The sequence below is a fragment of the Planktothrix sp. PCC 11201 genome, assembly GCF_900009135.1.
GTDB lineage: Bacteria > Cyanobacteriota > Cyanobacteriia > Cyanobacteriales > Microcoleaceae > Planktothrix.
In genome coordinates, this window is record NZ_LT797710.1 from 163,687 (window position 1) to 186,963 (window position 23,277).

Consider the following 23,277-nt stretch of genomic DNA (forward strand, 5'->3'; position numbering starts at 1 on the left):
CTCTTACACTGATAACTCTTGCACTGATAACTGTTAACTGATAACTGATGACTGATTAAAGTCGTCTCCAACGACGCCCATCTCGGTTGAGCAGAATTTCCGATTCCACTGGCCCCCAAGTTCCGGCTTCATAGAGCGGGATAGACTCGGCTGGTGCTGGAGCATCCCAAACTTCTAAAACCGGGGTGAGAGCTTGCCAAGAGGCTTCGACTTCATCCCCTCGGGTAAATAGGGTTTGATCGCCTAACATACAGTCAATCAATAAACGGGCGTAGGCATCTGTATTGGGTTTACCAAAAGCCGTATCATAACGAAAATCCATATCAACGGAACGAGTCCGCAGAGAATTTCCCGGGGTTTTCACCTCAAAGCGCATGGAAATTCCCTCATTCGGTTGAATTCTCAAGACCAAAACGTTCGGGTTAGCCTGTTTTGCCGCCGACTGGAACATTAAAAAGGGTACTTCTTTAAATTGAATGGCAATTTCTGTCACCTTTTTCGGCATTCGTTTTCCAGTTCGCAGATAGAAGGGAACACCTTTCCAGCGCCAGTTATCAATATAAAATTTTAACGCGGCATAGGTTGGGGTGATGGACTCGGGGGCGGCTCCATCTTCTGAACGATACCCCGGCACCTGTTGGCCATTCATCCAACCGGGGGTATATTGTCCCCGTACCGCAGAATATTCTAAAAAATTAGTATCCGCTAGGTGGGTTGCTTGTACCACTTTGACTTTTTCGTTCCGAATACTATCGGCGTCCAGGGAGTTGGGGGGTTCCATTGCCGTTAGGGAAAATAACTGCATCAGATGGTTTTGCACCATATCCCGCAGCGCCCCGGAGGTTTCATAATAACCCGCCCGTCCTTCTAAACCGACGGTTTCCGCCACGGTAATTTGGACATGATCAACAAATTGACGGTTCCACAGCGGCTCAAAAATGGCATTGCCAAACCGAAACACCATCAGGTTTTGGACGGTTTCTTTCCCCAAATAATGGTCAATGCGGTAGACCTGTTCTTCGGAACAAACTTGACGCACCACCCGGTTAAGAACCTGGGCCGAACCTAAATCTCGACCAAAGGGTTTTTCTATGACTAAACGCTGTTTTTTCGGGTCGGGGAGCATTCCCGCCCCACCTAATTGTTGAATGGCTTCGGCAAAAAAACGTGGGGCTACGGATAAATAAAAGACTCGGTTTCCCCTGGTGCGGCGCAGTTCATCGAGTTCCTCTAAAAAGGCTTTGAGTTTTTGGTAACTTTCGGGTTCATCCATATTCCCCGAACAATAAAAAATCCCCTGGGCGAAGTCGTCCCAAAGGACTTGGGAATGTAAACCGCCCCCAAATTCTGCCACTCCTTCCCGCAGGTGTTCGCGGAAAAATTCGTGGCTCCATTCCCGACGAGCAACCCCGACAATGGTTATTTCTGGCGGGAGTTTGCGCTCTAATTTCATCTGATAGAGGGCTGGGACTAATTTCCGTTGGGTTAAGTCTCCCGATGCACCAAAAATTACTAAAATCTGGGGTTCGGGAATTCGATCTTGTTGCAGTCCCACCCGCAAGGGATTTTCAATCAGTGTTACCATGTCTGTTCCTTTTGCGACAGCGAGATTATCTTTCTGGTGGACTCTGGGATTAAGGTAGCACGTTTACCCTGTCAGAGTCGGCCAGAGACCTTTCCCGATTATAGAATTGAGTTAATTTCTAATTTTTACCGTTGATCGTCCCTGATCCGGCAAAATTTTTGTTTAATTTAAGATTAGCTGCCGATTGTTGGTTTTTAGATATTAATTTGTCGGTAATTTTAACCTATTCCCGATGCTGATAGTTTATTTAAAAATTCTTGAATATTAACCAAAATATCTTCGGAAAAAGATTGAGGATAAACGAAACGATGTAGATGGTAACCCGGGAAGGTTTCCCCAATATAATAATAGTAATCTAATGGGACTAAATTACTAATCCACCAATAGCAATGATAGACATAATTTGGGGAAAATAGCTCGATTACTTTGGTATTGGGTTGACAAAATACAAGATTGGTTAACCCACTCCCGTGGGGTGCAATAATTATTTCAGCCTGGGAAAATAAAGCTGCTTGTTCAATCACAGACATCGATTCTAATTCAATAGAGTGAAATCCCAGGGGTTGTAAAACCGTCAATAATTCATTCTCATTTAAAATTCGACGGCTTTTTGCTGCTTTTCTGGTAATATAAATTCGTTTAATATTAGGGGAATTTGCAATAGCATCGGGATGCAAAAAATGTTGCTTTAAAAAATCACAAGTCCATTGGGGCATCCAAGCGGCACAACCGGGGAAAGAAGGCACAATTAAATCTTGGGCTTGGAGGTGATGGAATTCATTAATATTAATTTGTTTATTTTGGGGAATTTGTAATTTCTCTAAAGTCTCCTGTTGAAAAGGCAAACGATTATCGACAATAAAATAGTCAATCTCATGCCAATTAATACTGCTTTTTCTCAATAACTCAATTCGAGGTAAAACATCTAACATCCAGTGAAAATAAACGGAATTTGAAAGTCCGGCTAAAATAGCAACAGTCCCGTTGATCAAATGAATTGGCGGTAATTTATTCAGGGATAAAATAGAATGCTGACTCGGATTTTTGTCAGGATGACCCGGACTTAATAAAGGAAACTCTGGGGAAAGATCCCCTAAAAAATGTTGTTCCCGGGTTAAAATAGCCGATTGAGTTTGATCGGAACTTAACCAAAATCGCCCTTGAGGAATTTTAACTACAAAAGCAGCAGGAAGTTCTATCTGTTGACCAAATCTAAAACTAAAATGGAGAGAATCATCCCCGGATTTTGGGGGTTTTAGGTTAACAATAGTTTTGGGATAAATTTGTTGATAATTGTGTTGAATTTCCGTGTGGGATTTTAGCCAATCTTCCGTTGATTGATCAAATTGAATTGGAGGATTAATTGGTTTAATTTCCGAGAGATCAACAGAAGCCTTTAATTTCCCTGATTCTGATAAATTGTTTAATAAACTATCAATCCAACTAGAAACGGAAGATTCATAAATCATGGCTTTTTTGAAATAAAATAAGCCGGATTCAATCTGGTTATTATAAATCAATAAAAATCCTAAATATCCTGAATATAAAGCCGATTCAGAATCCCGTTTTAAACATTGTTTTAAACTATTAATAGCTTCATTAATTTCTCCAGTATGAAATAAAGCCTGACCTAAACCATAATAAGCCTCAACTAGATTATAATTAAAATCAATAACCGTTTTAAAATTGGCGATCGCCTGTTGATAACAGTTTAATTTTAGCCGACATTTTCCCAATGCTAAATGATAAAGAGCTTGTTTTTCTTCTAAGGAAATAATATCATCTATTACAGACAAAGAACCCGATAAATTAGCTCCTAAATAACACTGAATGGCTTCAAAATAATCCTGTTTATAATTATAAAATATATCTCCAAAGTTTAAATAAATTTGAAAATTATTAGAGGCGATATCCTGGGCTTTTTGAAGTATAATCAAGGCTGAATCTGGATCAAAACTAGATAACATTTTGCTCAAGCCAAGATATAACTCTATTGGGGGTGTTGAGGGAAATAATAATAAGTCTAAAAAATTAATTGCTAAGGAATTTATATTCCGATTTGACAGGGTTTTATTTCCCGTTAAAGCCTGATAAAATTGAGGCTGTTTCTGGATTCCTTGTTGGAGAGAATTAATGCCTTTCTCCAATAAACCCCCAATTATTAAACTAATCCCCAAATCACTATAAGCGGGTGCATAATCCGGTTGAAGTTGAATCGCATTTTCAAAGGCATGAATCGCAGATTTCCATTGTTTAATTTGAGTTAAACATAGTCCTAATTGGTAATAAATTAAATAGTTTGGGGAATGTTGAATTACTACTTGATAACATTGAATTGCCGCTTCAAATTGTTCTAATTTTTGAAAGATAGTGCCTTGATTGAGATACATTTGGATAGAATTAGGTTGTAACTCAATCCCTGTTTGCCAAATCCTAATAGCTGCTTCCAAATCCCCTTGAAGTGCCATCGTATGACCTAGATTGTCATAAACCTCAATATCAGTTTCACACCAGTCTAAAATTGCTTCATAAATCCGTTGGGCAAATTCAAAAGAGTGACAGGATAAATAGTCTCTTGCTTTACCTTTTAAAAAATCAACTAATTCAGTAATTTCAGTTGTGGCTGAATTAGATTCAGCCAAGGCAGAAAACCATATTGTTTGCGCCTGTAATACATCTCCCTGTAATAACCAAGATAATCCCAAATACCAATAGTTAGCAACAATATCAGGGGACTCTAAAATACACTGTTCATAAACCGAGATAGCTTTTGAAAAATGTTTTTGACCCAAATAATTATCTCCTAGACTTTGGAGTTCAGGAATAGATATAGGCTGATTTGAGTTTATATTTTCTGACACTGGATTACCTTATTAATTCAATATAAAGTTAATTAGATTGCACCTGTGATTCCAATATTTTTTGCATCCGATTCTGAGTTTGTTCTAAATGGGCTAAGGTGTAAGCATTCATTTTATTTCTACTCCGTTTTAAGGTAATTTCTAACTGATTATTTAACTGTTTAAGCTGATACCAAGCTACGGTTTCCGCATCTTCAGGAATTGAGATTTTTCGCAATACCATCTTACTTAAAATCTCTAAATGTTGCCGTTGTAAAGAACGCCGAATACTAGAAATCTCAATTTCTCCATTATTAGCTAAAATTTCTGTCCAGATTCCATTCTGAATAGTTTCAAATAATTCCGGTATGGTTAAAGCATTATTCGCCGTTGTTTTTAATTCTAAATCTCGTAACCGAAATAACCTTATCGGATGAAATAACTCTTGTAAAACATAACGATGAAGCAGACTAATTAAGCTAGTAACGGGATAATCTAACGGACTATTTTGATCGGGATTTGCCCAATCTGACCAGCGCGACGGAGCTAATTTGTTTAATAAATCAGGAGAAAAATTAAAGGCTTTATCGTTAAAAATATAGGTTTCCAATAGTTTTAAAGCATTTCTTTGTTTTTCAATCGAAATCGGTTCCAAGGGTAAACGACTATTTACATTTCCGGTGCCTGTGCGAGTAAAAGATTGTCCGCCAATGTAAAGGTTTAAACGATTGGCTTGCATAAAATAATAGTTAAAAATTGTATTGAACATTTTCCTGATTTTATCATAACTTTCTCCCCGACTTGGGGTATATTTTTCTAAGCGTTTCCACATCTCAATTGCATTGTCAAATTGCCATTGGGAATACTGCAACATATTATTACTTAAATCTTCCTCATTAATTGCTGGGTCAAGAAAAGATCCCAAATCCTCATCCGTTGCATAGGCTAATTCTGGTTGAATAGATCGTTTTGCAATCTCTTGTAACCTTTGCCATTCTCCCTGTGGAGTTGTACTCGCAATGGGTTGATAACCATATTCAATTGCCCACTGATCATAGGGCCCAACTCGAGTAGAAAAATAATCTCCTTGGGTTATTCCTGGGGGGGCTAAATTAACTGGAACATAATCCATCACTGAACTCACTAATCCTTTTTCTTGGGTAATTTCAGTATTATTTAATTCCTCTGGAGATAGCAGGGTACTGCCTTGAAAATTATGTCTTAATCCCAGAGTATGTCCGACTTCATGGGCAATTAAAAAACGTAAATATTGCTTGATATAGAGTTCCATTTTCGGGCTATTGGGCATCACATTTCCCAAAAGAGATAAAGCTGTGGCTCCTACGTTAAATTGTTGTTTTGAACCTCGATAAAAGCACGACTCATGGTTGAAATTATCCCGAGATTTTTGGTTTTTTTGAGATTCAGATTGATTGGCAATAGAATAGGCAGATAATCCCCTTGGACAAGGTTGATTTTCTGGCTTTAATCGTGAATTTAGCAAATTATTTTCCTCCCCCATCGTTGATAAATTTTCTCCTAAAAATACATCTATTTCATCCGAAAAATTCCGTATAGCATTACTTTCTATAATAATATCTGCATCTAAAATTTCCCCTGTTAGGGGGTTAGTATGGGAGGGGCCATAACCACTAAACTCAGCATCAAAGGAAGTAGACCAACGAATGGTATTATAACGAACATCTGCGGGGTTCCAAGGGGCATTATCGGGCATTTGTTCGACTTGGATCGCATTAATAAATCCGGCTTGTTCAAAGGCTTTATTCCAAAATAAAATTCCCTCTCGAATTGTCTCCCGATATTCTAAAGGGACGGTATTTTCAATCCAAAATGTAATCGGTTTAACCGGGGGAGAAAAATCAGCATTGGGATCTTGTTTTTCTAAATTCCAGCGATTAATATAACGAACGGCCGTCGATCTTTCCTTCCGCTTTGATAGATCTTTATAGGTGGTTGTAAAATACCCAACTCGTTCATCTGCTAACCGAGGACGATAATTATTATGGTAGGGAACTGCTAATAAACTATAACGAACTTTTAAATTGAAGGTGCGGTTATCGGGCAAAGAAGGAATATATTGTCCATCTGCATATTGGGTAAGAGAAAATCCAAATAGGGATTCAATTTCAACATTTTCTGGAAAGGTTTGAATTTCCGAAATATAGGATTTACTCGGATCGATCGCATAGTTAGTTTTTAAAAACTCTGAGAATTGGATCATCAACCCCGGTAAATCACTTTCACCATTGAATAAATCACCAATTTCAATTAATATATTTTTGTTTTCAGGATGAATACTTAAAATAGGTAAAGTTTTTAAAACTGATTCACTAAAGGAACGATTAATAGAATCAATTTGAGGATCATTTTCCTCGGTACGAAAATTAATATTAGGAACAACAAATTGAATGTTATTCTGTAAATGACGGAATTGAAATAGAATATCTCTGAGATGATATCCACTGAAAATTCCGGCTTCTCCGATACCGGATTCTAAGGTCGTAAAACACAAAAAATCTTGATTTAATTGTTCAGGTGTTAATTCTAAATAAACCTTTCCTGATTCTTTATTTTGATAAATTGTGAATAAACCTTCTAATTTTTGACTGCCTTTAATTAGCTCCTCAAAAGATTGTTGGGTAACTTCTTGAGCTACTAAATTTTCTCTAAAATCAGAGATGGAAACCCCTTGAGCATCAACTTGAGATAATCTTAAAATTACTATTAAAAATGATATCAACCCCAACAAAAAAAGACGTTTAATTTTATTAAATTTAGTCATGATTTGTCATCTTATTAATAGGGATAGCTGCCATCTTTTAAAAGTTATATAGCAATCCGTGTAGGATTTGTGATAAAAACTCGTAGGGGTTGGGTCTCCCAACCCTCTTTGCGCTTGGGTTGGGAGACCCAACCCCTACGATAAAATTTAGGATTGCTATAGCAAGTCTAAATCAGTTGTACAAATAGCTGGAAATCCAAATAATCGTAGGGGCGAGGTGCCCCGTCCCCCTACACAACGAATTTGTGTCCATTTTTTAGGGTTAATAATTTTGATCATTATTTTGTACAATTCATTTAGACTTGCTATAGCCAAAAACAACGCGATAATTCTCAAACATGAAACATCCCTAGAAACCAGACTATTAAACTTAACCGTCCTGATTAATTTGAGCAATTAATTCCTCTAAAATGTGCGGAGCCTGATCATTATCAATTTGGCAAGTTCCAGCGTTTTCATGACCCCCACCCCCATACTTTAACATCAACTCTCCAATATTAGTTTTAGAGGTTTTTTGAAAAATAGATTTCCCCACAGCAAATACCGTATTTTGTTGTTTAACTCCCCATAAAATATGAATAGAAATATTACATTCCGGGAACAAAGCGTAAATCATAAACCGATTTCCCGCATAAATAATGTCTTCAGGGCGTAAATCCAAAACCACTAAGTTTTGATGCACTTGAGAACAGCGTTTCAGTTGTTCTTTAAAATTTTCTTCATGTTCAAAATAAATTTCTACTCGCTCTTTAACATCAGGAAGTTGTAAAATATCAGTAATTGGATGGTTTTTGCAATAGTCAATTAACTCCATCATTAGTTGATAATTAGAAATCCGAAAATCTCGAAATCTTCCTAATCCAGTTCGAGCATCCATTATAAAGTTTAATAAAACCCAGCCTTCAGGGTTTAAAACTTCTTCCCGATTAAATTGGGCGGAGTCTGCCTTATCCACTGCCTGCATCATTTCCTCAGAAATATTAGGAAATTTAGCCTTTCCTCCATAGTAATTATATAAAACCCTAGCCGCCGAAGCCGCCTTGGGATCAATAATATAATTTTGATGAATAGAAGGATTTCTAAGGGTTTCACTAAAATGATGATCGAAGGCAAGATAAACCCCTTCAACATAGGGTAAATTAGTGGTGATATCCTGATTATTGATTTCTATTTTGCCATCCTGCATATCTTTAGGATGGACAAATTTAATTTCATTAATCATCTCTAAATCTTTTAAAAGCACCGCACAGACTAAACCATCAAAATCGCTACGGGTAACCAATCTATATTTTTGAGTCATTGTTTTTCCCTCGGGATTAAATATCCTAATTATAGTGCTTAATTTTAGAGCTAAATAAGGTCAGTTTCCACTGTTAGTCTAAAGTTTTTACCGTTAATACTTGGGGCGGGGTCGCATCGGGGGGATAAATCAACTCCACTCCCACCGCACGAGATCCCCCCGCAGGTAAATTTAAGCTGACTAACCCTTCCCCCCGTTGTCCCTGGCGTTGGACTAGGTGAAAATAACGCTGTTGGTTTTGTCCAAAATCATCAACATAATTCAGTCGCACCGTCCCGCGAAAAAATATTTGTCCCTGGGGGGGGTCAATAAAGGTTAACCGATTAGATGCCACATTTTGTTTAAAGGGAGTTTGAATTGATAAACTCACGGTTTGGGATTGTTGGGTAGGATTATATAAGGGTAAAGTGAGACTATAACGCACCCCATAATTGCCATGGGCGCGCAGGGCTGTATCAGGATAACGAGCTAACAAGGGTGCGCTTTGAACCTGCTGGGTTCCTAAAGTTGCCGTCGATACCGTGCTTAAAGGATAGGAAAAAGCCGACCCCCGATCGGGAATGGTTAAATAATTCATCCCCGGACGGTCTACCACTGTCCCCGTCCATTGGGAACCTACAGATACCCCCGCCACACGACCATAAACCTTTTCTCCTGTGTAGACATTATCTCCCGAGGTTGGGATCACATCTCTGGGTTCAGCCAGTTTTCCCATATTTAAAAAATTCTGCCATGGGGCTAAAGCTGGAATTTGTGGGGGAAAAAACCCAGATAGAGACAACCGTGGGATATTGGGAATCATCGGAGAATTCATTGGGGAGTTAAACCGCACTAAATTCGCTAGGTATACAGGGCCATTGCTTTGTAATCGTAGTAGGGTTGAACGGGCACTGGCCGTTGGGATGGGTAAATTAAACAATATCTGGGTTTGTTGGGGCGGAATTATGATTTGTTCGGGAAAGCTGCGTTGATGTCTTCCCCGCAAAATATCCCCCGCCATCCGTGACCCTGGCCCCGAAAATACCCGACCCTGGGGGTCTTCTACAAGAGACGGTAGTTCTATAAAGGGCGCGTCCGGTGAGGTCACATAACTAATTCCTTGCAGAATATTTAGGGTTACGGGTTGAGAACTGGGATTATAAACCAATACGCCTTGATATAGGGTTTGTTGTTTATTAATCGGCCGAGCAATATGATGGGAAAAAAATTCAAACTTTCCGCTAATCGGTACATTTAGGTGAGCGTTTGGAAATTTTTTAGCGGTTTGGGGAAAGGTAGATAATAAAATTCCTTCCCCTTGCACTACTTCGGGACTATTACTATTAAATACTGGAATTTCATTCAATTGTCCCGGTAAAGCTCTAATTTCCTGCCGTTGGGTAATATATTGTTTTCCTGAATTGGGGGGAGGAATGGTAATCACTTCTGCTAAAACAAATGTAGGAATAAATGGAAACATAAATAATGATTTGTCCGGGTGAGTTTTAATGTTAAGCTGTTGTGCATTTAAACTGTGATTATAGCATTACCTTTGTTTTTAAGTTTACGTCCCCATTTAATAGATAACTGTCCCTCATTTAAAAGCTGATGCAATAAACACTCTAGCTCATCAACTGATTTAAAGAGTCGATTAGCAATATATTCTTTAGCTGAATGCCAGACCAATTCAATTAAATTATAATCTGGACTATATTCTGGAAGAAATTCTAAATAGATATTCGGCATTTCTGCTTTGATTTTTTCTAGGTATTCTTCTTTTTTGTGAAAACTTGCATTATCAAGAATAATGACAATCTTGGCTCCTTTTTCTACAAATTCTTCTGCTTGATTTCCCGCTAATACCCACTCATGAATTAGCTCTTGATAAAAACTTTTTAACACTTGATAAAAATTATTTGCATTCCCTTTATCCAGAAATTCTACAAATCTTTTTTTGTCCGAGTACCTCAATCCTCCCATAACATTAACTTTTCCTTTTCTTCTGTCTCCTCTAATCTTTCTCCTCTTTCCTTTTTTACACCAGTTCTTTCTTTTTATTACTCTTAAATTAAATCCACTTTCATCCCAAAACCATACCTGTAATTGTTCTGGACTTTCTTTTGTTATTTTTAAATACTCTTCTATTTTATTTTTAAATAATTTCCTTTTTTCTGGATCTCTTTTCTCTTCCAAGCTATACTTTGCCCACAAGTAAACATACTTTTTTTTCTTTAATATCCTTCTCACTTGTGAACCACTTAATTTTATTTCTGTGATTTGTTCTAAATAAGTTGCCAATCTTTCTCCTGTCCATCTCCCAAATTCATATCCTAATTCTTCCGGTTCTTTTTCTACAGTTTCTAATAATATCTCTATATATTTATCTGTGGCTTTTCTATAATTTCCTTTCATTCTTTCATCTTTTAGGCTTTCTAACTTGTCCGGATCTCCATGTACACACCAATAACATACTTTATTTATTGAACATCCCAAAAAATTGGCAATTTCACTTTGTTTTTTACCATCATTTAGCAATAGTAGAATCAAGATTCTTTCTCTAATTTGTCCATTTTCTTCCTCTTTCAATCTTTTCTGTAGTTTCTCTACTTGCTTTTCATTTAAGTGATTTTTAGCAGGCATATTTTTATTGATTTTTCTAAACTTAGTTTTTCATTATACCCTATTTAGATGCTTAACAGCTTAATAATATTATTACCATAATTGGCTCTTTTGATAAACCGATAGAAACAACCCTTTACTCTGCTTGATTAGATATAGCAGTCGCCACATCTATGAAGATATCAACAGAGATTAAAACGGAGACTACTTTTCCGCTTCTTGCGGAGCAGATTGTCTGACTAACTCTAGGGTAGAACCAAAAACAAAACCCATGGCTGCCCCTGCTAGGGCATAAGTCCGGGGGTCGCGCGACTGACTGTAGCCTAAGTCCAAGGAAGGGCCAATATTACAGCATTGATAGTGTTTCTCGCTATATTTAGAAGCCCCCAGTCCGGCAATTGTACCGACGATCATCATCACCATTCCAGAAAAAATTACCAGTCGCATATTCATAACTATCTTCCTTTGATAATCCTAAATATAATTTGTTGCAATCATAGCCCTATATTCTAAAAGTAGCTCTATTTTTCTGTTTTTGAACAATATTTTTAACCTTGTTCACAAAAGTTTAAAAAAGTTGATACAATTTGTAGAGTTTTAGAGGCTTAATCCTTTATAAATATGTGGTTTTTCCATCAATATGAAACACTGATATATTCAACTGATATACTGAAAATATAAGTTTTCCTGGGAACTATGAATCAGCAGACTACAAATTCTATATAGATTAGGTATTCATGCGCTCGTAAATAGCAGAAGCAGCCGGAGAATAACGGGTGAGATAGCTAAAAATCCAGAATTTGATACAGGAATCAATAATCACGGGAACCGTTGCAATAAAACCATTAATTGCTACCCTACTTTCTGGAAGTCCAAAATGAGCGATCGCACCTTCTAATAAAACTTCCCATCCTTCGGCGGAGTGAAAGCCCACAAACATATCCGTAATTAAAATAAATAAAAATACTTTTAAAGGATCGCTCAAATTTAAGAAAGTTCGATTAGAAAAACCTCTTAATACCGTGATTTTATTTCGATTAAAATAAACTAATCCCCCAAAGGTAAGTAAAGCTACACCATCGGATAAAATATTTTTGAATCCATTCAAGGCACGATTGCGAGACTCTCGCCAAATTTCAGTGGCTTTTTCTGATAATTTTTCTTCTTTTTCTTCCTCAGAAAGCATCGGTTTTCTTGCCAATAACCGTTTGATTTCTAAACCTTCTTTAAAAAAAGAATACTCCTGTAAAAATTCCTCTTGAATCGCAGAACTCAGTTCTATTTTAGTCGGATGTTTGTCACTATAATTTCCCATTAAAGGGTTAAAAACTATATTTTTTACAGCGATTTGAACCAACACGGGAATCAAGAATAAAATCAAGATCCAACGCCTAGCCATTTTATCTTGGATGCGTCTAATTCTTAATTCTTGAACTACCTGTTGCTCATAGTCAGGTTTAACTTTATTTCCCCCAAACCATCCCCAACTAAACCAATTATTTTGGGGTTGAGGTGTAATAATAGAGGTCGCCGATATAATTGGAGTATCTAGGGTACGGGCGATCGCAGATTCATTGTTTTCTGTTTTTAATTCTTCCGGTGTTAACCCCATCGGTGTCGAGGTATTGGCTAAACCATTAATTAAGGCATCCTCCGAGTCGTCCCGATATTTTTTGATCACCCCATCAATAAAATCCAGCTTTTCGATAATTTCAGTTTCGGGAATACCAACGGATTGAAAAGTTTCTTCCTGGGATAAGGATTGATAATTCCACAAAAAACTATTCAACTTGAATTGACTCAAATTAAAACGAATCGTTAAGAGGTGGCGATCGCGTAAACTTTTAACATAATCAACCACGGTTTTTTTAGATTCAAGACCATACCCAATTGGGTTTCCCTGAAAATATTGATCTTCGAGGGCTTGAATTTCTTGGGCACTTTGATAAGCGGATTCTAAGAGTTGAATTTGTCTTTGATTCAACCAATGATTAAATCCATTAAGATTCATAAATGCTCCAGATCAATCAACACCACAACGAATTAAACGGGCAATAAAATAGACTTCCATTTTGGCTCCGTAGGGCGATCTCCACCACCCAGACGGATGACACCCCACAGGAGCTTCTGAACTAAAATCAAGATCGTCATAATCTAATAATTTATTATTGACACTCCATCCAAATTGAGCCTCCATGGCTTGTAAAACTTTCATATCAATATCAGAAATATCATCGGTTCCCCCCAAACTGGTATAAATTTGTTGTTGAACACTAAAGCCAAAACGATCTTTACTGTAACTCATCCACAGTTGATCCAGTAGGCTTAATGCACTACAGGGAAAATTCATGACTTCATCAGGAATAATATTTTCCAGACTGGTTTTCCCCATAATTTCTAACATAATTCTTGTGGTTTCCTCATCCGCACCCTTCCAATTTTCAGCTTCTAAAAAATCCCGTAATTTTTGGTATCGGTATATATCCGTTAATAATAATAACGCTTTATCTAACTTCTGTTCTAAGCGTTCAACTCGTTCTGATAAAGCATCTAAACTCAACGGTTGAGATTGAGGTTTAGACTGTTTGGGTTGTTGCGATGCGTTTGACATATTTTATAGAGGATTTGATTGAAAGTTTACGACTAACCATAGCCATCATAATACTTGTTAACTTAAGCCCAGTTTTTCATGGTTTATTCAACTTAACTAGCCCATTGCATAACCCGTAAATTGGCGTTTGAAAGGGGAATGAAAACCCAGAATAATATCTGAAGTGGGTACGCCCATCTCCACTAATCTCTGGGCAACAGAGTCTTCCGTTCCATTATACTGAATCCAAATTTTGCCCTCTTGAATATCAAAGTGCAGCACTGGGCCAAATACCCGCTTATCTCCTTGCCAACCCACATAAGCGAGTTGATAATGGTCATGTTCACTATCAAAGATTAACGCTGCCTTCACCGTATCCTCAGTTGTTGCGGTCTGGGCGTGTTCGGTCAAAATTTGTTTAATCAATTGTCGATAACCTTCTACTTTATCCATTGCTTAATCTCCTCTAATTTAGGATTATAAATCATTAGCTTGACTTGGTAACGTCTCAAAGCACGTTGGATGAAAGAAAGCTGAAAAAAATCCTTATAAGTTTCAGAAGGAATTGCTAAATAAACAATCCGCTCTGGTTCTTTTTCTTCCATGGCTTGACAATAGTTAAGATATTGTCCCAAGGCAGTATGAAAAGAGCTAATATCAGAGTCTCCAATAAAGCTTTTAATTTCTACGGCAATTTTTTCGGAATCTTTTTCTGCACCGATCGCACTTTCTGCCGCCAAATCAATTTGTAATTTTATGGATTCGCTAATGCGAATTGTTAAAGGATCATGAGTAATATTCCATCCATCTTTGATTAAAGCATTTCTAACCTGTTGATGGAAAATGTCTTTAGCCATGGTGGATGCTAGTCCTCCTAACCGGGTTAACTTGAGTCTATCAGAACTCGACTGCAACTATGACCTAGATACCCTATTATTTGACATTTTCCCAGATTGATCGGTAACAATTTAGGGTTTACTGACACTACTATCGGGTTGGATAGAACCATTATCTGAGGGGGCCAAAGTCTCAGAACTTTTACCCTTAGAATGGGGATCTTCCGGTGGAGAGGGGGGGTTATTTTTATCCGATTTATTGTTATTAGACTTATCAGATTTTTCCCCTTTCAGAAAACGAGATTCCAGGGTTTTAATCGTAATGTATAGGTTGGGTGTAATTAACAAACTTAACACCGTTCCTGCTAACAAACCCCCAAAAATTGCCGTTCCCAATGACCAACGACTACTAGAACCCGCACCAGAAGCAACAACCAACGGCCAAAACCCAATTAAACTAGAAATAGCCGTCATTTGAATCGGTCGAAACCGTTGTTCCGCAGCTTGAATAGCTGCTTGGGTAATATTTAACCCCTTGTCCCGCAGTTGGTTAGCAAACTCCACAATCAGAATCGAGTTTTTAGACGCCAAACCAATCAACATCACCAAGGCCACCTGCACATAGACATCATTGGTGATCACCGGCCAGACCGTCCCTTGCATCAGGATATTCGACCGGAACCAAACCGCGGCCATTGCCCCCAAAACCGCCAGAGGCACGGACAACATAATAATCGTCGGATCGATATAGCTTTCATACTGGGCCGATAGCACCAGAAATACCATAATAAAAGCTAATCCGAAAATTAAAATCGCCGAACCCCCGGAGGATTTTTCCTCCAGGGCACTTCCCTGCCAGGAATAATCAAAACCGGGGTCTAAGACCTCAGAGGCTAATTTTTCCATCTCGGCGATCGCTTGGCCCGTACTAGAACCGGGGGCGGGGTTGCCTTGAATTAGCATGGAACGGAAGATATTAAAATGGTTAATAGTTTCTGGCCCGACAAAATCAGTCAGTTTCACCAAATTACTCAGGGCAATCATCTCGCCGTCTTGGGAACGCACATATAATTGAGAAATATCTTCGGGTCTAGCGCGAAATTCTGGGGCAGCCTGGGCATAAACCCGATATTGACGCTGACCCAGGACAAAATCATTCACATAGGATGACCCTAAATAGGTTTGTAGCGTGCCAAAGATATCATTAATATTGACATTTAGGGCTTTGGCGCGATCGCGCAGAACCTCCACTCGCTTCTGAGCTTTACCGGCTGAAAACTGACTAAATACCCCGGCGAAAGTCGGATTAGCATTGGCCGCAGCGATTAAACGATTGCCATTTTCCACTAAGGATTGAATTGGTAAAGTCCCCGTAGTATCTAAGAGTTGAAATTCAAAGCCTCCGGTCGTACTTAAACCCTGTACCGGGGGAGCATTCACCGCGAAGGCTTGAACTTCAGGAATTAATTGTAAAGACGCATTTAATTTTCTTAAAACCCCATAAACCGATTGTTCTGGGTTCTGGCGTTCTTCCCAGTGTTTAAGTAACACAAAGGCGATCCCCTGACTGGGGTTTTGTCCCTCAAAACCAAATCCCGGCACCACAAAGGCACTTTCAATTTCAGGAATGGCTAAAACCCGATCCACAATTTGCTGCGAGGCTTTAGCGGTATAGTTGAGGGACACCCCATCAGGAGCCCGAAATAGAATCAGCAGATAGCCCTGATCTTCTTCGGGAACAAATCCCGAAGGAACCAGTTGATACATGAACACCGTTGCCACTAACCCCGCCACAAACACACCCATAACTAAGGCATTAATCCGGGTTAAAAAGGTAATGAATTTACGGTACCCTTCCTGTACCCAACCGAAACCTTGATTAAATCGATCAAAAAACCATCCTAAAGGCCCGTGGCTTTCCCCTTTGGGGCGGAGTAATAACCCGGCCATACTGGGGGAAAAGGAAAGGGCGTTAAAGGTAGAAAATACCAAGGCAAAAATAATCGTCAGGGCAAATTGCCGATAAATCGCCCCGGTGGTTCCCGGGAAAAAGGACACGGGAATAAAGACGGCCATCAACACCACCGAAGTGGCAATGGTCGCTCCAGTGAGTTCCTGCATGGCATCTAAAGCCGCCTGACGGGCTTTCATCCCCTGTTCAATTTTGATTGAGACGGCTTCTACAATTACGATGGCATCGTCCACCACTAACCCCGTTGCCAAGGTACAAGCAAATAGGGTTAAGGTATTGAGTTCAAAACCAAAGACTTTTAACCCTGCCATCGCCCCGATTAAGGCCACCGGAATGGCAATGGAGGGGATTAAAGTTGCTCGCCAGTCCTGTAAAAAGATAAAAATTACCAACACCACTAAGCCAACGGCCATCAGTAAACTGATCACCACTTCCTCAAGGGACACCTTAATGAACAGAGTCGTATCATAAGCAATACGGTTTTTAAGTCCGGGGGGGAAACTCTTACTCATGTCCGCAATCGTGGCTTTGATTTGATCAGAGGTTTCTAAGGCGTTACTTCCGGGTAATTGATAAATCCCTAAACCAACGGCGGGTTCTCCGTTAAAGGTGGATTCTAGGTCATAACTTTCCGCCCCTAACTCCGCCTTTCCCACATCCCGAACGGTAATTAAACTGCCATCATCATTGGTTTTCAGTACCAGTTGTTCAAATTCTTCCGCACCCCTAAGCCGACTCGCAGCTTGTAGGGGAATTTCAAACAATTGACCAGGGGGAGTGGGTTGTTGACCAATTTTTCCCGCCCCGACTTGGACGTTTTGTTCGCGTAAAGCCGCGATCACATCCTGAGCCGTTAATCCCCTGGCGGCCATCCGAGACGGATCGAGCCAGAGTCGCATGGCATATTTGCGTTCCCCAAAGATGGTGACTTGACCAACCCCAGGAACCCGACTAATTTGGTCAACAATGAAAAGATCAATATAGTTACTAATAAATGTGGGATCGTATAAGGGTTTTCCCGTTTCGTCTTTATCAGAATAAAAGGCTATAACTAACAGAATATTGGGCGATGAAGCTTGAACCGTAACTCCGGTTTGTTTGACAATATCCGGTAAATTGGATTCTGCTTGACCCACTCGATTTTGGACGTTAACTTGAGCAATATTCCGATCAGCATCATTGGGAAAATAGACGGAAATATTACTAATCCCATTATTTCCCGTACTGGAGGACATATATTTCATCCCCTCCACGCCGTTAATTTCCCGTTCTATAATCGTGGTGGTCGTAGTTTCAGTGGTTTCAGCATCCGCACCAATATTAGCCGCCGTTATACTAATTTTGGTATTCGCCAGGTTGGGCAGTTGGGTAATCGGCAGTAGGGGAATGGAGATAGCCCCGATCAAAATAATCAGGATACTACAGACCGTCGTTAGGACGGGTCGTTTGATAAAGGTTTGAACAAATAGAAGCATTCTTGCTGGTTGTGGGGTTGGTAGTTAGCTGTGGAAGGGAATAGGGGATAAGGAACAGGCAACAGGCAACAGGCAACAGAAAAGACTTAAGAAGGGAATAGGGAATAGGCAACCATCCGTAATTCGTAATTCGTAATTCGTAATTCGTAATTCATAATTCGTAATTCATATCATTGTTTTCCAGGTGAGGGGGCGTCGGTCGTGGATTGTTGTTTTTTATCCGTGATTGGTGTCCCATCTCGTAACTTGACCACGCCATCTGTCACCACCTTTTCTCCAGCTTTCAAACCCGATAAGACTTCAAAGCTCTGACCTTGAATACTGCCCAATTGTAAGGGCTTTTGTTTGGCGATTAATTGAGTTTTCCCCTCCTTGGTTTGTTCTTGGGCAACAAAGACAAAACTTTGATCTCCAATCCGACTAATAGAGGTGACTGGAACTGTGATTCCAGGTTGTTGTTCCCAGATTATCTTAGCTCGGACAATTTGATCCGTCCGCAGTCTATTATCACGGTTATTGTAAATCGCTTTAACTAAAATTGTTTGGGTTCCTGTACCCGCACTGGGGGCAATATAGGACACCTGGGAATTTCCGATTAATTCTCCGGTCTCCTGACTCCTGAGTTCTACTAGAGTTCCGGCTCTGATTTGAGATAGACGTTCAATGGGGATATTGATTTTAACTTCTAATAAATCATTTTGTCGAATCGTGGTAATCGTGGTTTGATTACTGACCAAATCCCCAACTTTTACCAATACCTCCCCCACCATCCCATCAATCGGGGAATTGATTTGATAATATCCTAATTCTATTTGTCCAGCCGTTGCTGTTGACCGGGCTTGGTCAATATCTCGCTGTAGTCTTTGTATATCCGATTCTTGAGCCACAATCACTTTTTCCTGACTAGCAATTTGAGCCTCTAGGGTTGAGACTTGACGACTGTAATTCTGCGTGGCACTTTCAACTTTTGCTTGAGAAGCATCCACCCGTCTTTGTTGAGTCTCTATTTGGGTGTTTAAAGTGGAAATTTGACGGTCTAGGTTTTGTTGCGAAGTTCTCACCTTCGCCTGTAGGGACATAATCTCCCGTTCTTGAGCCGCAAAATCCGCTTGAGATGCTTGATAGTCCCTTAATTTTTGATCGTAGATTTCTGAGGAAACTACTCCTTGTTCATACAGTTGTTGATAGCGATCATAGGCTTTTTTCCGCTCGTCCATAATTGCCCGTCGGCGCTCCCGTTCTTTAAGCCCTACCTGCACATTCTCTTGGGCGGTTTTTAGCTCATCAGCAACGGAGGTGTATTCTAATTCATACTGTAATCGCTCTTTTTCATTCTTTTCTGCGGCTAGGCTTTGTTGAGCATCTTGTAAATCAGCTTCTTGGGATTGATAAGTAAGTTGGGCTTGTATTCGCTTCAATTCTGATCGTTGGGCATCAAGATTGGCCCTAGCACTATTTAATTGTGCGATTCTGGACTCAACGGTGGCCAATTGACCTTCATAATTTGCCTGTTGTTGTCGCGCGTCAATTGCAATTAAGGGGGTATTTTGAGAAATGCGATCGCCCAAACGGACAAAAACCTGTTTCACCACGCCACTAACACGAGGTTGAATCACCGCATTTTGAATCCCTTCCACCCTAGCATTAAATTCGCTAGTATTTCTAACATTACTCTTGCCTACCACGGCTAAATTCACCGAGACAGGTGGAGGTGCCGCCGCCTGGGGTTCATCTCCACAAGCAGTCATTAGAAAGCTAGTTAGGATGAGAGGAAAATAGGAATGCCAAGATGCTAGACGCTTGTTCATGGTTTTGTCGAAAACGGGAAACGGAGAATAAACTCAATTGAGAATATTGGAAGTGTATTATAGATGATGTTGTAAGAATTTTAAGATCGACAAAATAATTCTTATCACTCAGTTTGAGCAGTCAAAGGCACTCTCGTAGTTAAATAAAATAGTGCCCCAAATAAAGGAATTAAACTGATCGACTCCAAGATTACAGAATTTTTCATTTCTCGTCTAGCTCGATCATCTGTTAATAAAACCGGAAACAGAAGACTTAACAATAAAAAGTCAAGACTCATAACATGAATAAAACGGCTAGTTTGCCACTGTTGAATAAAATCTTCCCAATTGCCTTGGGTTAAACCATAAATAACCAGTATAATTGTTCCTATTGTTAATAATAGTCCTGTAATTCGAGAATCTAATATTTTTATAAACCATGATTTTTTTCCTGAGAATTGAGGGTTGGGTTGGCGCAAAGCTAGGTAAGGTAAAATTGCAAAAGCACCTACCCCAAAGGATAAAGTTGCAAACAACCAAGCTGGAATTTTTTGCCCATGTCCATCAATAAATAGAACACAGCTATAAATTAACGGCCAAATTCCCATAATATTAAATAGGGCAATAATCAAAGGATTAATTCCTGTCCAGTTCCCCGTTGAGAGATTTTTGATTAAATCCAAGGTTTCCGGCTGATCGGTTGGTGCAAATATAAACGCATATAGAGTAAATCCAAGCCAAATCAAACCAAAAATAATCTTATTTTTCATAATTAAACTTAGGGTAATGGGTAATTACAAATTACGAATTGGTAATGGGTAATAAACTATTAAATGATGACTGATTTTTAGGGTAAAAACCGATCTAATGCTGTTTTTAAGGCTTCAATTTCAACATCAATATTCCCTTCTTTTGCCGCCCTTGCAACACATTCACTCAAATGTTCATCTAAAATAATTCGTGCTACCCGATCTAAAGCTCCTCGAATCGCGGCAATTTGGATTAAGACATCGGGACAAGGGCGATTTTCCTGTACCATGGTTTTAACGCCTCGAATATGTCCTTCTAGTCGTGATAGACGATTGACTATCTTTCTCAAAGATTCTTCACTATGAATATGGGGATGGCTAGAATGTTCAGGATGATGATGATGATGTTCTAGCAAGTTGTTGAGTTCTTCTACTGTGGGATCTAAGTCATTCATTGGTTTTATTGATATACAATTGATAAATATTCTATGATTGTACCTTAATTTATGTTTCTGTACGCAATAGTTTATGATTAAAGGGTTTCACTGAAATAACAACCGTTGTTGTGCTTCAGCACTTCTTGGCTGTATTTGTATAAAATCAAGCAAAGTTTTAAAATTTATATTAATATTTAAAATAGGGAAAAAATAGAACAATCTTATACTAAACAATAGAATAGAAACAAGGTTTGGAGATTGCTAAAGCTGCCCAATTTTTTAATAATTTTTTATGAGCGTATTCTTTTTACTATGAGTTTGTAACGGGTAAAAGCTTGATATGAGGCGATCGCACTTTCGGAAAATTAAGAGCGATCGCATCTTCTAAATAAAGAGCGATCACACTTTTTGGTTATTTGGGAAAAAATGGCGATCGCTGTCAATTTTTATTCTCGAATGCGAATTCTGTAAACTTCTACCAGTAGTAATTTACCTCGATTATGACAACTTATATTTTAACTTAAGGAATGGCGATCGCACTTTTTGTTATTGGGAAAAAAAGGGCGATCGCATTTATTTTTGTAATTACGCCATCATTTAACGTGCAGTTTCAGCTTGAATTTCTCTAATAATGGTGGATATTTCTTCTTCTGAATCAAGATGTCTGGCCAGAACTTGAGCCGTTGTATCCAACAAGCGTTCTGAAAAGGCTTTAGTTAAGTCTGTCCGTAAGCCTTGTCCTATATAAAACTTCAGCAATGCTTCTACAGACATATCTCGAATTGTCGCTATTTTTGTCAGTGATTCTAAAGTATCTGTTGGGATTTCAATTGAGACTGTTTCCGTGATTCGTGGCCGCAATTGCAATTTTATTTCTGCTTCAGGATTGTTCATATAATTTCCTTTCAGTGCGGGTAGCGGGACGGGAAGAAATGATGCGGATTCGCAGACTACGTTCTACATAAACGACGAGTAATAGGCGTTGAGAAAGGGAATAACCCAGTATAAAATCGCGCGGTTCCTGATTGGCAGTAGCGTCTCCCTCTTGATAGAATGGATCGAAGAAAACTTCTGCGGCTTCTTCAAAGCTAACGCCATGTTTTTCTAGGTTGCTCTCGGCTTTGTTTGTGTCCCATTCAAAGTCAACACCTTGCAGTCTGTACACACTATCCTTACTTCGATATTAACATTATTTAGAGAAAAGCGAAAGTATCGGCGAAACTAGGCTTTTTTTTCTTACAAAAATTAAATGCAGAACGCGATCGCACTACATTTGTTTGTGCTAACATTAAAGAGCTTAAATATTAACTATTAAGAGTCTTTTACTATAATGTCTAAGGAATCCGTCATCATCGAACATATTGAAATCACGCCTGGGGTGCTTGGTGGTAAACCGTGCATTTCCGGTCATCGAATTGCTGTAGCACACATCGCCGAAATGTATCTCAAAATGGGGATTTCTATAGAAGAAATCGCGGGTAAGTATGATTTGCCTCTAGCCTCTGTTCATGCAGCAATGACCTATTATTACGATCATAGACAAGAAATTGATCGTCGCACTGCTGAAAGTCGAGTTAGGGTGGAAGAATTAAAGCGCAATAGTCCACCATCTCCGTTACAAGAAAAATTGATCCTAATATTACTGATTTTGGGCAACAGTTTAAAGTTGATTGGACTGTACCCGATACAGCAGGGATTGAGCTTAGGACAATTTGGGAAATTACTTCAACTAATTCTAATCCTCGTTTGATTTCAGCTTTCCTTAAACTATGACAAAACACCTTAAACTTTTGGATTCTGTTGCTATTCTCAAGCCTATTTCAAATACACGGTTAACGCTAGTGGAACCGGAATACGAATCTGTTTCTAGTTTACCCGAAGGACTTGTGGGAACTATTGTTGAAGTGTATAATACGGGAAAAGAATGTCAGTATTTAGTGGAGTTTGCTGATAGTCAAGGGATTGAATATGCTATGGCTATTTTAAAAGCAGATGAAATTTTAGTTCTGCAATATGAACTAGCTGTTGCTTAGAAACGTAAGAGGAATAGAAGTTAGAGAGAAGCGATCGCGCTTTGGGAAAGAAAGAGCGATCGCGTGAGATTTGGGATGGGAGAGGCGCGATCGCCAAAAAAGGTGATCGCATCTTCTAAACAAAAATTGATTTCCCTTTTGGTTATTTGGGAAAATAAGAGCGATCACACTTTCAAAAATCAAAATCATATCAACTATAAGCCTCATCATGACTACCAATATAATATAAGTTTAAGTGCGAGACGTTCCTGCCAAAGTCTAGGAATAAAACC

The 23,277-nt window shown here is 39.0% G+C and carries 19 protein-coding genes; 2 read left to right on the forward strand and 17 right to left on the reverse strand.

Features of this window, described 5'->3' with window-relative positions:
• Window positions 1-55 precede the first annotated feature (55 nt).
• The 17 genes from zwf to PL11201_RS20080 all read right to left on the reverse strand — a co-directional run bounded on the left by zwf (window position 56) and on the right by PL11201_RS20080 (window position 22,137).
• A complete protein-coding gene (zwf, locus tag PL11201_RS20000; RefSeq protein WP_079680640.1) occupies window positions 56-1,585 on the reverse strand; it encodes a glucose-6-phosphate dehydrogenase in 1,530 nt (509 codons plus the stop codon).
• Window positions 1,586-1,803: 218 nt separating this feature from the next.
• On the reverse strand, window positions 1,804-4,446 hold the full coding sequence (locus PL11201_RS20005) for a glycosyltransferase 61 family protein (protein ID WP_079680641.1): 2,643 nt from the start codon (window positions 4,444-4,446) through the stop codon (window positions 1,804-1,806).
• A gap of 28 nt (window positions 4,447-4,474) precedes the next feature.
• Window positions 4,475-7,228: a zinc-dependent metalloprotease gene (locus PL11201_RS20010; protein WP_079680642.1), complete on the reverse strand. Its 2,754-nt coding sequence runs from the start codon at window positions 7,226-7,228 to the stop codon at window positions 4,475-4,477.
• Between the two features lie 370 nt (window positions 7,229-7,598).
• Complete coding sequence (locus PL11201_RS20015) at window positions 7,599-8,528, reverse strand: DHH family phosphoesterase (RefSeq protein WP_079680643.1); 930 nt, start codon at window positions 8,526-8,528, stop codon at window positions 7,599-7,601.
• Window positions 8,529-8,601: 73 nt separating this feature from the next.
• The gene (locus PL11201_RS20020) at window positions 8,602-9,987 is read right to left on the reverse strand and encodes a DUF3370 domain-containing protein (protein WP_079680644.1); all 1,386 of its coding nucleotides are present in this window, start codon (window positions 9,985-9,987) and stop codon (window positions 8,602-8,604) included.
• A 47-nt stretch (window positions 9,988-10,034) separates the two neighbouring features.
• Entirely contained in the window at window positions 10,035-11,147 is a 1,113-nt protein-coding gene (locus PL11201_RS20025) for an IS630 family transposase (RefSeq protein WP_079678737.1), read from the reverse strand.
• A gap of 183 nt (window positions 11,148-11,330) precedes the next feature.
• Entirely contained in the window at window positions 11,331-11,579 is a 249-nt protein-coding gene (locus PL11201_RS20030; RefSeq protein ID WP_079680645.1) for a hypothetical protein, read from the reverse strand.
• A gap of 274 nt (window positions 11,580-11,853) precedes the next feature.
• Complete coding sequence (locus tag PL11201_RS20035; protein ID WP_079680646.1) at window positions 11,854-13,137, reverse strand: hypothetical protein; 1,284 nt, start codon at window positions 13,135-13,137, stop codon at window positions 11,854-11,856.
• A gap of 12 nt (window positions 13,138-13,149) precedes the next feature.
• On the reverse strand, window positions 13,150-13,737 hold the full coding sequence (locus tag PL11201_RS20040; protein WP_079680647.1) for a GUN4 domain-containing protein: 588 nt from the start codon (window positions 13,735-13,737) through the stop codon (window positions 13,150-13,152).
• 96 nt (window positions 13,738-13,833) lie between these two features.
• The gene (locus PL11201_RS20045) at window positions 13,834-14,169 is read right to left on the reverse strand and encodes a XisI protein (RefSeq protein WP_079680648.1); all 336 of its coding nucleotides are present in this window, start codon (window positions 14,167-14,169) and stop codon (window positions 13,834-13,836) included.
• Window positions 14,157-14,573: a XisH family protein gene (locus PL11201_RS20050; protein WP_079680649.1), complete on the reverse strand. Its 417-nt coding sequence runs from the start codon at window positions 14,571-14,573 to the stop codon at window positions 14,157-14,159. The genes PL11201_RS20045 and PL11201_RS20050 overlap by 13 nt, the downstream gene beginning before the upstream one ends.
• Before the next feature lie 111 nt (window positions 14,574-14,684).
• Window positions 14,685-17,999 carry an efflux RND transporter permease subunit gene (locus PL11201_RS20055; protein ID WP_079680650.1) on the reverse strand — a complete coding sequence of 1,105 codons (3,315 nt, stop codon included), beginning with the start codon at window positions 17,997-17,999 and terminating at the stop codon, window positions 14,685-14,687.
• A 170-nt stretch (window positions 18,000-18,169) separates the two neighbouring features.
• On the reverse strand, window positions 18,170-19,807 hold the full coding sequence (locus tag PL11201_RS20060) for an efflux RND transporter periplasmic adaptor subunit (RefSeq protein WP_079680651.1): 1,638 nt from the start codon (window positions 19,805-19,807) through the stop codon (window positions 18,170-18,172).
• A 104-nt stretch (window positions 19,808-19,911) separates the two neighbouring features.
• The gene (locus tag PL11201_RS20065; RefSeq protein ID WP_079680652.1) at window positions 19,912-20,556 is read right to left on the reverse strand and encodes a DUF2834 domain-containing protein; all 645 of its coding nucleotides are present in this window, start codon (window positions 20,554-20,556) and stop codon (window positions 19,912-19,914) included.
• Between the two features lie 77 nt (window positions 20,557-20,633).
• Complete coding sequence (locus PL11201_RS20070; RefSeq protein WP_079680653.1) at window positions 20,634-20,990, reverse strand: metal-sensing transcriptional repressor; 357 nt, start codon at window positions 20,988-20,990, stop codon at window positions 20,634-20,636.
• A gap of 579 nt (window positions 20,991-21,569) precedes the next feature.
• On the reverse strand, window positions 21,570-21,866 hold the full coding sequence (locus PL11201_RS20075; protein ID WP_079680654.1) for a hypothetical protein: 297 nt from the start codon (window positions 21,864-21,866) through the stop codon (window positions 21,570-21,572).
• Complete coding sequence (locus PL11201_RS20080; RefSeq protein WP_079680655.1) at window positions 21,853-22,137, reverse strand: BrnT family toxin; 285 nt, start codon at window positions 22,135-22,137, stop codon at window positions 21,853-21,855. The genes PL11201_RS20075 and PL11201_RS20080 overlap by 14 nt, the downstream gene beginning before the upstream one ends.
• A 165-nt stretch (window positions 22,138-22,302) precedes the next feature.
• On the opposite strand from PL11201_RS20080, the gene PL11201_RS20085 reads away from it, so the two are divergent.
• Window positions 22,303-22,722: a DUF433 domain-containing protein gene (locus PL11201_RS20085; protein WP_234996787.1), complete on the forward strand. Its 420-nt coding sequence runs from the start codon at window positions 22,303-22,305 to the stop codon at window positions 22,720-22,722.
• 19 nt (window positions 22,723-22,741) lie between these two features.
• Entirely contained in the window at window positions 22,742-23,005 is a 264-nt protein-coding gene (locus PL11201_RS20090; protein WP_079680656.1) for a DUF4926 domain-containing protein, read from the forward strand.
• Window positions 23,006-23,277 lie beyond the last annotated feature (272 nt).